15 protein-coding genes are annotated in these 14652 nt (G+C 72.4%); 6 read left to right on the forward strand and 9 right to left on the reverse strand.

What is annotated here, in order from left to right; translation table 11 throughout:
- Positions 1 to 211: 211 nt before the first annotated feature.
- From AC0KTA_RS12265 to AC0KTA_RS12295, 7 genes are all read right to left on the reverse strand, one after another.
- The gene (locus AC0KTA_RS12265; RefSeq protein ID WP_037662734.1) at positions 212 to 1192 is read right to left on the reverse strand and encodes a tetratricopeptide repeat protein; all 981 of its coding nucleotides are present in this window, start codon (positions 1190 to 1192) and stop codon (positions 212 to 214) included.
- Between the two features lie 164 nt (positions 1193 to 1356).
- Complete coding sequence (locus tag AC0KTA_RS12270; RefSeq protein WP_481055156.1) at positions 1357 to 2700, reverse strand: HD-GYP domain-containing protein; 1344 nt, start codon at positions 2698 to 2700, stop codon at positions 1357 to 1359.
- Positions 2697 to 4106 (reverse strand): HD-GYP domain-containing protein, encoded by a 1410-nt coding sequence (locus AC0KTA_RS12275; protein WP_481055157.1) that lies wholly within the window; start codon positions 4104 to 4106, stop codon positions 2697 to 2699. Before AC0KTA_RS12275 ends, AC0KTA_RS12270 begins: the two co-directional genes overlap by 4 nt.
- 186 nt (positions 4107 to 4292) lie before the next feature.
- A complete protein-coding gene (rsrA, locus tag AC0KTA_RS12280; RefSeq protein ID WP_481055158.1) occupies positions 4293 to 4610 on the reverse strand; it encodes a mycothiol system anti-sigma-R factor in 318 nt (105 codons plus the stop codon).
- Complete coding sequence (locus AC0KTA_RS12285; protein ID WP_481055159.1) at positions 4607 to 5293, reverse strand: sigma-70 family RNA polymerase sigma factor; 687 nt, start codon at positions 5291 to 5293, stop codon at positions 4607 to 4609. The genes rsrA and AC0KTA_RS12285 overlap by 4 nt, the downstream gene beginning before the upstream one ends.
- 224 nt (positions 5294 to 5517) lie before the next feature.
- On the reverse strand, positions 5518 to 6189 hold the full coding sequence (locus AC0KTA_RS12290) for an alpha/beta hydrolase family protein (RefSeq protein WP_481056396.1): 672 nt from the start codon (positions 6187 to 6189) through the stop codon (positions 5518 to 5520).
- 73 nt (positions 6190 to 6262) lie between these two features.
- Positions 6263 to 7078 carry an SOS response-associated peptidase gene (locus tag AC0KTA_RS12295; RefSeq protein ID WP_481055160.1) on the reverse strand — a complete coding sequence of 272 codons (816 nt, stop codon included), beginning with the start codon at positions 7076 to 7078 and terminating at the stop codon, positions 6263 to 6265.
- A gap of 49 nt (positions 7079 to 7127) precedes the next feature.
- Here AC0KTA_RS12295 and AC0KTA_RS12300 point away from each other — a divergent pair, with 49 nt between their 5' ends.
- The 4 genes from AC0KTA_RS12300 (at position 7128) to AC0KTA_RS12315 (ending at position 10851) form a co-directional block, all read left to right on the forward strand.
- A complete protein-coding gene (locus AC0KTA_RS12300) occupies positions 7128 to 7850 on the forward strand; it encodes a M50 family metallopeptidase (RefSeq protein ID WP_481055161.1) in 723 nt (240 codons plus the stop codon).
- A 191-nt stretch (positions 7851 to 8041) separates the two neighbouring features.
- Positions 8042 to 9382, forward strand: a complete 1341-nt coding sequence (gene aroA / locus AC0KTA_RS12305; RefSeq protein ID WP_481055162.1) for a 3-phosphoshikimate 1-carboxyvinyltransferase — start codon at positions 8042 to 8044, stop codon at positions 9380 to 9382.
- A 15-nt stretch (positions 9383 to 9397) separates the two neighbouring features.
- Positions 9398 to 10408 (forward strand): ribosome small subunit-dependent GTPase A, encoded by a 1011-nt coding sequence (gene rsgA, locus AC0KTA_RS12310; RefSeq protein WP_481055163.1) that lies wholly within the window; start codon positions 9398 to 9400, stop codon positions 10406 to 10408.
- 119 nt (positions 10409 to 10527) lie between these two features.
- Positions 10528 to 10851 (forward strand): DMT family transporter, encoded by a 324-nt coding sequence (locus AC0KTA_RS12315; RefSeq protein WP_189729266.1) that lies wholly within the window; start codon positions 10528 to 10530, stop codon positions 10849 to 10851.
- 10 nt (positions 10852 to 10861) lie between these two features.
- Here AC0KTA_RS12315 and AC0KTA_RS12320 read toward each other — a convergent pair whose 3' ends face one another.
- The gene (locus AC0KTA_RS12320) at positions 10862 to 11467 is read right to left on the reverse strand and encodes a TetR/AcrR family transcriptional regulator (protein ID WP_481055164.1); all 606 of its coding nucleotides are present in this window, start codon (positions 11465 to 11467) and stop codon (positions 10862 to 10864) included.
- Positions 11468 to 11614: 147 nt separating this feature from the next.
- Between AC0KTA_RS12320 and hisN the strand changes: the two genes are divergently transcribed.
- On the forward strand, positions 11615 to 12415 hold the full coding sequence (gene hisN, locus AC0KTA_RS12325; protein ID WP_481055165.1) for a histidinol-phosphatase: 801 nt from the start codon (positions 11615 to 11617) through the stop codon (positions 12413 to 12415).
- A gap of 226 nt (positions 12416 to 12641) precedes the next feature.
- Positions 12642 to 13040, forward strand: a complete 399-nt coding sequence (locus AC0KTA_RS12330; protein WP_481055166.1) for a CBS domain-containing protein — start codon at positions 12642 to 12644, stop codon at positions 13038 to 13040.
- Between the two features lie 128 nt (positions 13041 to 13168).
- On the opposite strand, the gene AC0KTA_RS12335 is transcribed toward AC0KTA_RS12330, so the two are convergent.
- Entirely contained in the window at positions 13169 to 14638 is a 1470-nt protein-coding gene (locus tag AC0KTA_RS12335) for a catalase (RefSeq protein WP_481056397.1), read from the reverse strand.
- Between the last annotated feature and the right edge of the window lie 14 nt (positions 14639 to 14652).

A 14652-nucleotide genomic window follows, 5' to 3' on the forward strand; every position in this document is an offset into this window, starting at 1 on the left:
AACCGCTGCCTGTCGTGCCCATACAGGGTACGGCGTCCTCAGTCGCCGGACGGGCTCTCTCTCCCCCGCCCACCCGCCCCTTCCGGGGGCGGACGAGCGCTCGAGACATGGAAAGGGCGGGCGGGTGGGGAAAAGCCCGTCCGGCGACTGAGGACGAGCGCGCAGCGCGACAGCCACCAACGCGCCCGCAGACAGACAGTCCAGCCCTGCGCTAGCAGACCTCTTCCAGGTCCCGCCAGTCCCTGGAGTCCGGGCTGTCGGCAACCCACCCGTCGAGGAGCCCACGCACCAGCCCCGCAGGGGCGGCGATCCCGCACTCCCGCTCGGGAACCCACAGCGCCCCGGGGCTCCGGTGGCCCAGGGGCCCAGGATGCCCGGGCTCACTGTGGTCGTGGGGGTCCAGGTGCTCCCCGTCCCCCTCATCGCTCGGCATCCGCGACTCCGAGCACATCCGGCACAGCAGCCGCACGGACGACGACCAGTCCTCGGCGGCGAACCCCGCGTCGGCGGCGAGCCGCTCCAGCGCGTCCCGGTCCTCCTCGGTGGCGGCCTCGAGCAGCACCACCCACGTGGGCACCGGCGAGGGCGCCCACAGCTCGATCTCGTCGAAGACGGGGTACGCGTGCCCGGCGGCCGTGGTCCGCTCGCCGTGCGGCACCCCGTCGTGCAGGACGACCTCGCCCCAGCGCCGCCCGGAGGACGGCAGCGGGATGGAGAGCACCTCTATCCGGGCCGGGTCGAGGCGCCGGCCCCACACGACCTCCGCCTCGCCCTCCGGCGAGAGCCGCACGGCCGCGCTGCCCAGCTCCATGCCCATGGGCTCACCGGTGGCGGCGACCCCGCCGGGCACCTTCAGGCCGTACGCCTGCCAGGCGCGGCGGGCGAGCGGCCAGTCCTGCAGGGCGGTCGCCGCGATGCCCACGTTCCACCAGTCCGGGGCGCCCTGGGAGCGGTCGAGCAGCGCCACGGCCCGCAGGCCCGCGGCCCGCGCCTGCTCCCAGTCGTGCCGGAACTTGTGCAGGAGCGCGAGGTTGAACCAGGACTCGGACAGCCAGGGTTCGAGATCGGCGGCGCGTGTCAGGAGCGCGCCCGCGTCCTCGTAGCGGCCGTCGCCGATGAGCGTGAACGCCCGGTCGGTGGCCTGCCGCCAGGAGGCGGAGGGCCGGTGCCGTCCCTTGCCGAAGATCCTCACGATTCCCGCCTGCCAGCTCTTGTCGGGGTTTCCCCGCTGCCGTGCTGTCGCGCTTTCGCGCTTCCTTCGCATCCAACCACGGACCGTCGGACGGCCGCTCATTACCCATGGGTTACCCAGGTGAGCGCAGGGTCAGACCGCGTTGTGGGCACACCGCGGCGCGGTCACCCGCGCTCCCCCGCGGGACCCTTGCGGACGGCCTCGGAGGGGCCCGTGGCGGGGCCCTCGGAGGGTCCTCCCGCGCCCCGCCGTTCGCCGGGCCGCCCCCTGCCCCGCGCGAGCACCCGCGCGAGTGCCTCGACGACCTCCGGCTCGTAGTCGCGGCCGGTGGCCAGGCGAAGCCGCTCCAGGGCGGTGAGGGGCCCTTGGGGCCCTTGTTCCCTGGCCATCTCGTCGTATGCGTTCGCGACCCGCACGATGCGCGCGGTGAGCGGCTGCTCGCGGTACGGATCGGCCTGGCGCTCCACGACGAGCGCAACGTCCGCGGCGACGCCTGTCTGGCGTACGACGGCCCCGCCGAGCAGGGCGATGCGGCGCCGCTCGGCCTCCGGCAGGGCGGCGGTGGCGCCGGCGGGGACGGGGTCGACGAGGGAGAGCTGGCCGATGTCGTGCATCAGGGCGGCGTACTCGAGAACGCCCAGGTCAGGGCCGGAGAGGCCGAGGTCGCGGCCCACGGCGCGGCTGAGGTCGGCGACGCGGCGGGCGTGGCCGGCCGGGGTGTAGCCGGCGATCTCGGTGGCGCGGGCGAGGGAGGCGATCGTCTGGCGGTAGGTGGTCCGTACGGCCGCGTACCGGCGGAAGGCCAGTTGGGTGAGGAGCAGCGGCAGACTGAAGACGGGCAGCGCCCACAGCCCGGCCACGGCGACGGCGAGCGCCATCACGGCCCCCGTCGCGCACACGGCGGACCCGATGCCGGACATGCCCCGCAGCTCCTCGCGCAGCAGCGGCCCGAACGGCCACCCCGACCGGGCGTGCGCCATGGCGGCGGCGAGCACGGCGTCGCACAGCGCGGTGAGCGCGAGGAGCGTCACGATGACGACGGCGTACGCGGGCCCGTGCCCGGTGAGCGCCGCCAACTGCCCGGAGTTGTAGAGGGGTTGGAAGCACAGCGCGGCGAAGCCGACGGCGAGCACCCGGCGGGCCAGGTGGTCGAGGCAGGGGCCGCGGCCGACCGCCACGTGCGGCACGGCCCCGACCAGACCGGCCGCGACCACGACGGCGACGACCTGGAGGACGCCGTGATGGGTGGGCTGCCCGCCGCACTCGCCGAGCAGGGCGTAGGCGAGGGCGCCCGCGGAGCCCAGCGGCGCGGGCTCGCGCTGCCCGCCGCTCCCCCACCGCGCCAGCTCGCCCACGGCTATGAGCACCCCGAAGGCCAGCGCGATGCCCGGCTCCTCGGCCCCGCGCCACAGGGTCGCGCCGAGCGCACCGGCGGCGAGGAGGGTGGCGGCGGCCCGCACCAGGGCCGGCACGACCGCGGACGGGGGCCCGCCGGGGCGTGGGGTCACCGTCGGGCGGGGCGGTACGTCGCGGGGGCGTCGGCCACGGCTTCGGGACTCCCGGCCGGGGCCCCGCCGACCGGGCCACCGTCCGGGCCGCTGACCGGCGCGACGACCGGGCCGCCGACCGGCGCGACGACCGGCTCCTCGGCGGAACGCACCACGCCCCCGGCCGTGACCTCCGAGTCCCACCCGTGCCGGTCGAGCGCCCGCACCAGCGCCCCCACCATCGCCGCGTCGAACTGCACCCCGGCGCAGCGCTCCAGTTCGGCCACGGCGGCCGGGACGGGGCGGGCGCGGCGGTAGGAGCGGGTGGACGTCATGGCGTCGAACGCGTCGGCGACGGCCACCACCCGCGCGGATTCCGGGATTTGAGTGCCCGTCAGGCCGTAGGGGTAGCCGCTGCCGTCGATGCGTTCGTGGTGGTGCAGGATCGCCGCCCGCGCCTCGCCGAGGAAGCCGATGCCGCGGACCATCTCGTGTCCGTACTCGGGGTGCAGCTCGATCACCCGGCGCTCCTGTGCGGTCAGTGGGCCGTCCTTGCGCAACAGCCGGGTGGGGACGCCGAGTTTGCCGACGTCGTGCAGGATCCCGGCGAAGCGCAGCACTTCCACGCGTTCGTCGTCCATGCCGAGTTCGCGCGCGATCAGCACGGAGGCGCGGCCGACCCGCTCGCTGTGGCCGCGGGTGTAGCGGTCCTTGAGGTCGACGGCCTGCACGAGCGCGCGGATGGTGGCCTGGTGGGCGGAGCGCTCGCGGTGGTACTGCGCGAACACCCAGCAGGAGACGCCCATCGGGAGCAGGACGAGGAGCGCGGCGGGCGGGCCGTAGGGGCTGGACCAGAGCACGGCCATCATCAGCCCGGCGAGCCCGTGCACGGCGACGGGCGCGAGCGACCGGAGCAGCAGCCCGCGCCAGGCCGCGCGCGCGGGCACCCGCTCCGCCGTCACGAGGATCCCGCCGTCGAGGAGGGTCAGCGCCCCGGCGAAGGCCAGCACGGCGGCCGCGGCGGGCAGCAGCACGTACGGGAAATCGGGCGCCGAGGCCGCGACGGGCCCGCCGAACACGGCATACGCGTGTCCGGCGGCCCAGGCGGCCAGGGCGAGCTGCGCGGATCGCCAGACCCGGCGCAGGACGCGCGGCTGCCGCTCGACGGGGGCGCACAGCGCGCCGGGGACGGCGACGAGCGCGGCCGCGGCGGGCGGCAGCAGGAAGACCCCGGCGAGCAGCACGGGGAAGAAGGTGCGGGCGGCGACGTCGCGCCGCACCGCGTGCTCGCCCCCGGCGTACAGGGCGGCGAGCAGCGCGAGGACGGACCAGCGGGTGTCGGGGCGGAGCGCGGGCACGACGCAGGCGACGCCGCCGAGGGCGGCGCACAGGACGTACCCCCGGGCCCGTGCGGGCACCGAGCGCATGGCCACCTCCTCCCCGATTCAGGTCCGGAGACTAGAACGGGGGTCGGGCACGCCACGGCTCGCAGCCGCGAATTAGCACCTTCGAGTGAGAAACGGCGAAAGAAACAAGAGAAACGAACGACGGCCGACCGAAACCGGCCGGAGGGGCCGGGCAGCGTGCAGGCCGACGGGGCCCAGAGGCCCGGGTCAGGCCTCGGCTGCCGTGCCGTCCGCCGGCGCCGCCGTCAGGTCCGTGTCGGGCACGGCCTGGCCGGAGCGGATCAGGTCGATCCGGCCCATGACCTTGGCGCGCAGGTCGGCGGGCACGTCGTCATGGCCGCAGCAGCGCTTCACCAGCTTCTTGACCGCCTGCTCGAGGCCGTACTTCTCCAGGCACGGAGAGCACTCCTCGAAGTGCGTCTCGAACTTGGTGCAGTCACTGTCCGGCATCTCGTGGTCCAGGAACTCATAGAGATGGTCCAGGACTTCACTGCAATCAGTCTCGTGCGGCTCTCCGCAGCTCATGAGCCCGAGCCTTTCGCTTCGTTCGTCGACTCTCCGGCACCGGCCGGGACCAGACCGCGGTCGCGCGCGTAGTCCTCGAGCATGCCGCGGAGTTGGCGGCGGCCGCGGTGAAGACGGGACATCACCGTACCGATGGGTGTACCCATGATGTCGGCGATCTCCTTGTACGCAAAGCCCTCTACGTCCGCGAGATAGACGGCGATGCGGAATTCCTCCGGGATCGCCTGCAGCGCGTTCTTCACGTCCGAGTCAGGCAGGTGGTCGAGCGCCTGCGACTCGGCCGAGCGCAGTCCGGTGGACATGTGCGACTCGGCACGCGCGAGCTGCCAGTCCTCGATCTCCTCGGCGGCGCTGCGCTGGGGCTCGCGCTGCTTCTTGCGGTACGAGTTGATGAACGTGTTCGTGAGAATGCGGTACAGCCACGCCTTGAGGTTGGTGCCCTCACGGAACTGGTGGAACGACGCGTACGCCTTGGCGTAGGTCTCCTGCACCAGGTCCTCCGCGTCCGCCGGATTGCGCGTCATGCGCAGCGCCGCCGAGTACATCTGGTCGAGGAACGTCAGCGCGTCCCGCTCGAAGCGGGCCGTGCGCTGTGCGGCCGTCTCCTCGGACCTCTCGGGCTGCCCGGACTGCTCGGCCTGGCCGTGCTCGGTCCCTGCGTCGGTCCCAGCGACCGGACCCACCTCCTCCGACAACGACGTGGTGGAACCGATGCCGACTCCACTCGAATCGGAGGATAGACGACGACCCGCACCGCGCGCCGCTCGAATAGGGGCGGCCTTGGGCGCGCTCAGCACGCTCCACTCCAGGTCAGAGGCGCTGGAGCGGTTCGGGCAGATGGTCGAACCCATGCGGCGGACTTCCTCTCGTACGAACAGCGTCTGTGGTCTGTTCCGCACAACAGCGGTCACCGCCGCACCATTCCCGCCGTCCAGGCGACGACGGCGTCCGTGACGAGTTTCACCGCGTCGTCCTGTGAGATATCCGCTTTCTTCGGTACGGCGAGGCCGTGATCAGCGAAAGGGATCTCCACGAGGTCGTACGAGTTCTCGTTCTTGTTCTTGCCGTTCTTGTTCTTGCCCTTCTTCCCGTCCGGGAATTCGGCGGGCCTGCCGAAGGGGTCGTGGCCGCCCTGTACGACGAGGGTGGGCACCCCGGCGCCGAGGAGCTCGTCGGCGCGGGACTTCTCCGGCTTGCCGGGCGGGTGCAGCGGGAAGCTGAGCGCGAGCACGGCGGCGGCGCCCAGCTCGCCCGCGGTGCGGCAGGCGACCCGCGCCCCGGCGCTGCGGCCGCCCGCGATCACGGGCAGGCCAGGCTCGGTGAGCGCGGGCCACACCCCGCGCCAGCCGACGTCGAGGGTCTTGGGCGCGGGCGCCACCTTCTTGCCCGCGACGCGCCACGGCTGCTCGACGAGGGCGACGGTCACGCCGTGCGCGGGCAGCGTGGCGGCGAGGGCCTGGATGTCCCTGGCCTCGATCCCGCCGCCGGCACCGTGGCTGACGGCGAGGACGAGCCGGGCGTCCTTGGCCGCGTACCAGGTGATCCGCGCCTCACCGGCGCCGGTCTCGACCGTCTCGATGGTCCCGGTTGTCTTGACGGTCCCGGTTGCCTCGACGGTCTCGGTTGTCTCAAGGGGCTTGCTCTTGGTCACGTCAGAAGAGTGTGCCCTCTTCCGGACCCTCCAGCTCCTTCAGCAGCTCCGGCCCGTTGTTCCGTACGTTGCTCACCGCCGTGGTCACGGGGTAGGCGCGCATGAGCCCGGCCGGGGGCGGCTCCAGGAGGGACCGCAGGTCGTCCACGTCCGTGCGGGCGGGGTCGAGCCAGGCGTCCCAGCGGTCGGGCGTCAGCATCAGCGGCATGCGCGGGTGGATGTCCGCGAGCGCCTTCGGGCCTTCCTCGGGGGCGACGGCCAGCGGCGTCGTCTCCGCCTCCGTGGTGATCACGGAGCACGTCACCCACCACGCCAGGGGGTGCTCGTCGGGGAGCGTCTTGTCCCGCCAGAACTCGTAGAGCCCGGCCATGGCGAACACCGACCCGTCGGCGGGCGTCACGAAGTACGGCTGCTTGCGGGGCCGCTTCTTCTTGCCCTCGACCTCCAGGTCCCGCTCGGCCTGCCCGGTCACCCACTCGTAATAGCCGTCCGCGGGCAGCACGCACCGGCGTGCGGCGAAGGCCCGGCGGTAGGAGGGCTTCTCGTGCACCGTCTCGGCGCGCGCGTTGATCATCCGCGCGCCGCCCTCCGGCGTCTTCGCCCAGGACGGGACGAGTCCCCACTTCAGCTTGCGGAGCTGGCGAACCGGACGACGGTCCTCGGCGTCTCTCAGAGGACGGTCGAGGACGGCGTAGACCTCTTTCGTGGGAGCGACGTTGTAGTCGGGCTCCAGAGCCTCTTCCGGCTCCCACTTCTCGATCTCAAAGATTCCTGCGAGATCCTCTGGTCTACGACTCGATGCATACCGTCCGCACATACGTGCCACACTGCCATGCCGCGGCCGACGACAGGGAGCCAACCGAGCAATGCACACCTCCGCTTCCGCCAGCGCAAGCGACCTCTGGGACCGCCTCACGGGTACGCAGTCCGCGCCCGAGCAGTGGCTGGTGATCGCCGCAGGGGTCGTCGCGCTCGCCGTCGTCGTCCCGCACGGCCCCTGGCGCGTCGCCCGCAACGCCGTCACCATCGCCCACGAGGGCGGCCACGGCCTGGTGGCCCTGCTCACCGGGCGCCGCCTGGACGGGATCCGCCTGCACTCCGACACCAGCGGCCTGACCGTCAGCCGCGGCAGGCCCACCGGCCTCGGCATGATCCTCACCGCCGCCGCGGGCTACACCGCGCCCCCGCTGCTCGGCCTCGGCGGCGCCGCGCTGCTCGGCGAGGGCCGCATCACGGCGCTGCTGTGGATCGCCACCGCCCTGCTGGTCGCGATGCTGGTGATGATCCGCAACGCGTACGGCGCGCTGACCGTGATCGTCTCGGGTGGGGTGTTCCTGGGCGTCTCCTGGCTCGCGAACACCGACGTGCAGGCGGCCTTCGCGTACGCCGCGGTCTGGTTCCTGCTCCTCGGCGGCGTACGTCCCGCCTTCGAGCTGCAGGCCAAGCGCAGGCACGGCGGGGCCGGGGATTCCGACGCGGACCAGTTGTCGCGGCTGACGCACGTTCCGGCCGGGATGTGGCTGTTCCTGTTCCACGCCGTGTCGCTGTGCTCGCTCATAGGCGGCGGCCGCTGGCTGCTCACGGTGTGAGGGGGCAGATGGTGACGGGGCAGGCGGTGTGACGGTGCAGATGATTACCGGGCCGTCACCTCACGGCCACCCCGCGTCAGCCCCTTGGCAGCCCCGTAGCAGCCCCCGCTCCGTACCAGTTCTCTGTTTCGCCTGAGTTTCGCCACATTTGATCAAGATCTGCCGTCGGCGGCAGCCACTAAAGTGTGGGCATGACCGTGAACCCGACACACACCGCCCTCTGGCCAGCCCCGCACGCGAGCGGAGCCGTCACCGCGACGGTCCACGTCCCGGGCTCGAAGTCGGTCACCAACCGTGGCCTGGTGCTCGCGGCGCTCGCCCACGAGCCGGGCTGGCTGCGCCGCCCGCTGCGCTCGCGCGACACCCTCCTGATGGCCGCCGCGCTGCGCGCCATGGGCGTCGGCATCGAGGAGACCGTCTCGTCCAGCTCCGCCGTCGCGGGCGGCCAGGACGGCTCCGGCGAGGCCTGGCGCGTGATCCCCTCCGGCCTGCGCGGCCCCGCCACGGTCGACGTCGGCAACGCGGGCACGGTCATGCGCTTCCTGCCGCCGGTCGCCGCGCTCGCCGACGGCCCGATCCGCTTCGACGGCGACCCCCGTTCGTACGAACGCCCGCTGCACGGCGTGATCGACGCGCTGCGCGCCCTCGGCGCCCGCATCGACGACGACGCGCGCGGCGCGCTGCCCCTGACCGTGCACGGCGGGGGCGCCCTGGACGGCGGCCGGGTCGAGATCGACGCCTCCTCGTCCTCCCAGTTCGTGAGCGCGCTGCTGCTGTCGGCCCCGCGCTTCAACCAGGGCGTGGAGGTACGGCACGTGGGCAGCGCCCTGCCCTCCATGCCGCACATCCGCATGACCGTCGACATGCTGCGCGCGGCCGGCGCGCAGGTCGACACCCCCGAGGCGGGCGGCGAGCCGAACGTCTGGCGGGTCACGCCCGGCGCCCTGCTCGGCCGCGATCTGACGGTCGAGCCGGACCTGTCCAACGCCCAGCCGTTCCTCGCGGCGGCCCTGATCACCGGCGGCCGCGTCACCATCCCCGACTGGCCCGCGCGCACCACGCAGCCCGGCGACGCGCTGCGCCAGATCTTCACCGAGATGGGCGGCTCCTGCGAGCTGACCGAGCAGGGCCTGACGTTCACCGGCTCCGGCTCGGTGCACGGCATCGACGTCGATCTCAGCGAGGTCGGCGAGCTCACCCCGGGCATCGCCGCCGTCGCGGCCCTCGCCGACTCGCCCTCCACCCTGCGCGGCGTCGCCCACCTGCGGCTGCACGAGACGGACCGCCTGGCCGCACTCACCAAGGAGATCAACGAGCTGGGCGGCGACGTCACCGAGACCGCCGACGGCCTGCACATCCGCCCGCGCCCGCTGCACGGCGGCGTCTTCCACACGTACGACGACCACCGCATGGCCACCGCCGGCGCCATCATCGGCCTCGCGGTGCCCGGCGTGCGGATCGAGAACGTCGCGACGACCGCCAAGACGCTGCCCGACTTCCCCGAACTGTGGGCCGGGATGCTCGGGAACTGACGGGCGATCACGACCATGCGCCGCTACGGCAAGAACCCGGACGAGGACGACATCCGCGTCCGCCCCAACCGCAAGGGCAACCGCCCGCGCACGCACATCCGCCCCAAGCACGAGGACGCCGCCGAGGGCATGGTCCTCACCGTCGACCGCGGCCGGCTGACCTGCCTCGTCGAGGACCGCGTCATCATGGCGATGAAGGCCCGTGAGCTTGGCCGCAAGGCCGCCGTGGTCGGTGACCGCGTCGACATCGTCGGCGACCTGTCCGGCAAGAAGGACACGCTCGCGCGCATCGTCCGCATCGGCGAGCGCGCCTCCGTGCTGCGCCGCACCGCCGACGACGACGATCCGTACGAGCGCGTGGTCGTCGCCAACGCCGACCAGCTCGCCATCGTCACCGCCCTCGCCGACCCCGAGCCGCGCCCCCGCATGATCGACCGCTGCCTGGTCGCGGCGTACGACGGCGGGCTCTCCCCGCTGCTCGTCCTGACCAAGTCGGACCTGGCCCCGCCGGACAAACTCCTCGAGCTGTACGGCGACTTGGACATCCCCTACGTCGTCACCAGCCGCGACGAGCTGGAGAACGGCGACGCGGCCGACCGCGTACGCGCCGAACTCGCCGGAAAGATCACGGCGTTCGTCGGCCACTCCGGCGTCGGCAAGACGACTCTGGTGAACGCCCTGGTCCCGGCGGACCGGCGGCGCAGCACCGGCCTGGTGAACGCGGTGACCGGCCGCGGCCGGCACACCACCACCTCCGCGCTCGCGCTGCCGCTGCCGGACGACGAGGGCTGGGTGGTCGACACCCCGGGCGTGCGCTCCTTCGGCCTGCACCACGTCGACCCGTCGCGCGTCATCCACGCCTTCCCCGACCTGGAGCCCGGCACGGAGAACTGCCCGCGCGCGTGCAGCCACGACGAGGCGGACTGCGCGCTCGACGCGTGGGTGGCCGAGGGGCACGCGGATCCGGCGCGGCTGTATTCGCTGCGGCGGCTGCTGGCGACGCGGGAGCAGCGCGAGGGCGACTGATCCCCGTCAACTCCGCGTTGTTTACGTACCCCCCGCTCCGGTAAGGGCATAATCGCACCAAGATTGAATCAAGCTTTGGTGAAGCGGTCACGGAACGTACGGACGTGGGAGGCACAACCATGGCGTGGCTGCTGGTCATCGTCGCCGGGATCCTCGAGACGGGCTTCGCGGTCTGCCTGAAGTTGTCCCACGGGTTCACCCGGCTCTGGCCGACCATCGCGTTCGCGTCCTTCGCCCTGGGCAGCTTCGGCCTGTTGACGCTTGCCCTGAAGAAGCTCGACGTGGGGCCCGCGTACGCGGTCTGGACCGGCATCGGCGCGGCGGGCACGGCGATCTACGGCATGATCTTCCTCGGTGATCTGGTGTCCACGCTGAAGATCGTGTCCATCACGCTGGTGATCGTCGGCGTCATCGGCCTCCAGCTCTCGGGGTCGGCGCACTGAGGCGGGTGCCTCAACGTCCCACCGCCCCCGCGATCACCCGCCGCACCAGCCGCGCCGGGTCCTCCTCCCGCCCCGCCGGAGCCACCACGTACGACAGCGCGAGGCGCACCGCGCTCTCGCAGGCCCGCGCCAGGTCCTCCGTCTCGGACGGGCGGCCCCGCTCCACCAGGGCGGCCATCGCGCGGTCCCTGACCTGGGTGAGGAGTTCGGCGGGTGTGGGCACGCCCGCGTCCGCGCGGCGCTGGGCGGGGACCGGGGAGCTGGACACGGCCGCCCGGCTCGGCGCCGGCAGCCGCTCGCTCCAGAAGCCGGTGAGCACCGCGCGCACCAGGACGTTGTCCCGCGCGGCGCCGATCGTCCACGCGCTCACCGCGGCGAGCCGGTCGACGGGGTCGCGGGCCTGCGCCAGCGCCCGCTCGACGCCGCGCAGATACGTGTCCGTCTCGCGCCGCAGCAGCGCCCGCGCGAGGCCGTCCTTGCTGCCGAACTCGTTGTAGAGGGTCTGCCGGGACACCCCGGCGACGGCCGCCACGTCAACCATGCGCACCCCGGCCCACGGCCGGCGGGCGAGCGCGGTGTAGGCCGCGTCGAGCAGTGACTCCCGCGCTGCAGGCATCGTCGCCTCCCGCTGCCCAGGGCCCGGTCGGCCCGTGCGGTCATGCTCGTCAGAGTTGACGCGCCCACGGGCACTGTCAAGGGTTCCGGCGGGCGCCGCCCGATACGCGCTGTGGCCCGTGCGAAACGAGATCGATACTGTTCACCCATGCCCGACTACCACGATGATCTGCGCCTCGCCCACGTCCTCGCGGACGCCGCCGACGCCGCGACGATGGACCGGTTCAAGGCCCTCGATCTCAAGGTCGAGACCAAGCCGGACATGACGCCGGTGAGCGAGGCCGACAAGGCCGCCGAGGAGCTGATCCGCGGCCAGCTGCAGCGGGCACGGCCGCGCGACGCGATCCTCGGCGAGGAGTACGGCATCGAGGGCACGGGCCCGCGCCGCTGGGTCGTCGACCCGATCGACGGCACCAAGAACTACGTACGCGGCGTGCCCGTCTGGGCCACGCTGATCTCCCTCATGGAGGCGGGCGAGGGGGGCTATCAGCCGGTCGTCGGCGTCGTCTCCGCGCCCGCGCTCGGCCGCCGCTGGTGGGCCGCCAAGGGCGGCGGCGCGTACACGGGCCGCAGCCTGTCGTCCGCGACGCGGCTGCACGTCTCGAAGGTCGCGCGGCTCCAGGACGCCTCGTTCGCGTACTCCTCGCTGACCGGCTGGGAGGACCAGGGGCGCCTGGACGGCTTCATGGACCTCACCCGCGCGGTCTGGCGCACCCGCGCCTACGGCGACTTCTGGCCGTACATGATGGTCGCCGAGGGCTCCGTCGACATCTGCGCGGAGCCGGAGCTGTCGCTGTGGGACATGGCGGCCACCGCGATCGTCGTGACGGAGGCGGGCGGCCGCTTCACCGGCCTCGACGGCACCCCGGGCCCGCACAGCGGCAACGCGGTGGCCTCGAACGGCCTGCTCCACGGCGAGCTGCTCGGCTATCTCAACCAGCGCTACTGACGTGAATCCGCGCGGCGTGCGGCCGCGCTTCCGGCATCCGGCGAACTGACCCCGTACGCCCTCTTGTTGGCACCCGGTGTGCCTGCGACTCTGAGAGTCCCCCCACTTGTGAACTTGTGAACCCGTTCTCTAACCGATACCAGAGATCCCTGCCTCCGCAATGAAGCGGAGGCAATCCTTCGGCATCGTACGAACCACGGATTCACCAAGGAGGTGGCTCCAGCCCATGCTCGTCCGCGACGCCATGAGCACTGTGGTCCTCACCATCGGCCCCGCCCACACCCTGCGCCAAGCGGCCCGCCTCATGGCGGCCCGCCGCGTCGGCGCGGCCGTCGTCCTCGACCCCGACACCTACGGCCTCGGCATCCTGACCGAACGCGACGTCCTCGACTCCCTCGGCCTCGGCCAGGACCCGGACCACGAGACGGCGGGCACGCACACGACGACGGACGTCGTCTTCGCGGCGCCGACCTGGACCCTGGAGGACGCCGCGGACGCGATGGCGCACGGCGGTTTCCGGCACCTCATCGTGCTCGACGGCGACGAGCCGGCGGGCATCGTCTCCGTACGCGACATCATCCGCTGCTGGGCGCCGGTGCGGCGGCAGGCGGCGACGGTGGCCTGAGCACACGGCGCCTGCGCGGACAACATCCGCACAGGCGCCGCACGAAACAGGAACCATCAATTGAGCAACCCCCACGCCGAGCAACCAGGTCCGCGAGAGCGGCGCCGGTTTAGGCGCAAAAGGGGGTCTTAGCCGCGTAGGGCCTGGACCGCGGCCTCCAGCCGCTTGCCGAAGTCGTCGTCCGCCTGGCGGAAGTTGTTGATGGCGCGCTCGGCGATGTCGTCACGGGAGACGCCCGCGATGTTGCCCGCGAGGTTCTCGATCAGACGGGCCTTCTCGTCCTCGGACATCAGCCGGTACAGGTTTCCGGCCTGCACGAAGTCGTCGTCCTCCGCGTGGTTCACGGCCGCGTGGTTGCCGGTGCCACCGGTGACCGCGATCGAGGCCCACAGCGGCCGGTCCGTCTGGAACGGGCCGCCGAAGGAGTTCGGCTCGTAGTTCTTCGCGCCCTTGTGGCGGCCGTCGTACAGGAAGCCGTCGCGGGAGTGCGTGCGCGCCTCGGTGGCGTGCGGGCGGTTCACCGGGAGGTGGTCGGCGTTGATGCCGACGCGATACCGGTGGGCGTCGCCGTACGCGAAGAGGCGGCCCTGGAGCATCTTGTCCGGGGACGGGCCGATGCCGGGGACGAAGTGCGCGGGCGAGAAGATCGACTGCTCGACCTCGGCGAAGATGTTCTCCGGGTTGCGGTTGAGCTCCAGCTTGCCGATCTCGATCGGCGGGTAGTCCTCGTGCGGCCACACCTTGGTGAGGTCGAACGGGTTGAAGCGGTACTCCGCCGCCTCGGCCGCCGGCATGATCTGCACCTGCACGGTCCAGGACGGGAACTCGCCGCGCTCGATGGCCTCGCGCAGGTCGCGCTGGTGCGAGTCGGGGTCCTTGCCCGCGAGGACCTCCGCCTCCTGGGCGGTCAGGTTCTTGATCCCCTGGTCCGTCTTGAAGTGGTACTTGACCCAGAAGGCCTCGCCCGCCTCGTTGTTCCACTGGAACGTGTGCGAGCCGTATCCGTTCATGTGGCGGTACGACGCGGGGATGCCGCGGTCGCCGAACAGCCACGTCACCTGATGCGTGGCCTCCGGGCTGAGGCCCCAGAAGTCCCAGACGTTGTCGGCCTCCTGGGAGCCCGTGTACGGGTCGCGCTTCTGGGTGTGGATGAAGTCCGGGAACTTGATGGCGTCCTTGATGAAGAACACCGGGGTGTTGTTGCCGACGAGGTCGTAATTGCCCTCCTCGGTGTAGAACTTCAGCGAGAAGCCGCGCGGGTCACGGACCGCGTCGGCCGCGCCGAGGTTGCCGGCCACCGTGGAGAAGCGGAGGAAGGTCTCGGTCTGCTTGCCGACCTCGGAGAGGAACTTGGCCCGCGTGTACTTGGTGACGTCGGCGGTCACCGTGAAGGTGCCGTAGGCGCCCGCGCCGCGTGCGTGCACGATGCGCTCCGGGATGCGCTCCCGGTTGAAGTGCGCGAGCTTCTCCAGGAGCAGCTGGTCCTGGATCAGCATGGGGCCGCCGACGCCCGCGGTCTCGCTGTTCTGGTTGTCCGCGACCGGCGCGCCGGCCTCCGTGGTGAGCGGTCCCTGCGTCACGTGCGCCTCCTGCGTCATTTCGTGCAAGTCCT

Source organism: Streptomyces sp. Y309 (assembly GCF_056712025.1).

Excerpts from the sequence above, each read along its gene's own strand:
- rsrA (WP_481055158.1), bottom strand. The coding sequence starts at position 4,610 with ATGAGCTGCGGAGAGCCGCACGAGACTGATTGCAGTGAAGTCCTGGAC.
- aroA (WP_481055162.1), top strand. The coding sequence starts at position 8,042 with ATGACCGTGAACCCGACACACACCGCCCTCTGGCCAGCCCCGCACGCG.
- AC0KTA_RS12315 (WP_189729266.1), top strand. The coding sequence starts at position 10,528 with ATGGCGTGGCTGCTGGTCATCGTCGCCGGGATCCTCGAGACGGGCTTC.
- AC0KTA_RS12275 (WP_481055157.1), bottom strand. The coding sequence starts at position 4,106 with ATGCGCTCGGTGCCCGCACGGGCCCGGGGGTACGTCCTGTGCGCCGCC.
- AC0KTA_RS12335 (WP_481056397.1), bottom strand. The coding sequence starts at position 14,638 with ATGACGCAGGAGGCGCACGTGACGCAGGGACCGCTCACCACGGAGGCC.
- AC0KTA_RS12320 (WP_481055164.1), bottom strand. The coding sequence starts at position 11,467 with ATGCCTGCAGCGCGGGAGTCACTGCTCGACGCGGCCTACACCGCGCTC.
- AC0KTA_RS12295 (WP_481055160.1), bottom strand. The coding sequence starts at position 7,078 with ATGTGCGGACGGTATGCATCGAGTCGTAGACCAGAGGATCTCGCAGGA.
- rsgA (WP_481055163.1), top strand. The coding sequence starts at position 9,398 with ATGCGCCGCTACGGCAAGAACCCGGACGAGGACGACATCCGCGTCCGC.
- AC0KTA_RS12300 (WP_481055161.1), top strand. The coding sequence starts at position 7,128 with ATGCACACCTCCGCTTCCGCCAGCGCAAGCGACCTCTGGGACCGCCTC.
- AC0KTA_RS12330 (WP_481055166.1), top strand. The coding sequence starts at position 12,642 with ATGCTCGTCCGCGACGCCATGAGCACTGTGGTCCTCACCATCGGCCCC.
- hisN (WP_481055165.1), top strand. The coding sequence starts at position 11,615 with ATGCCCGACTACCACGATGATCTGCGCCTCGCCCACGTCCTCGCGGAC.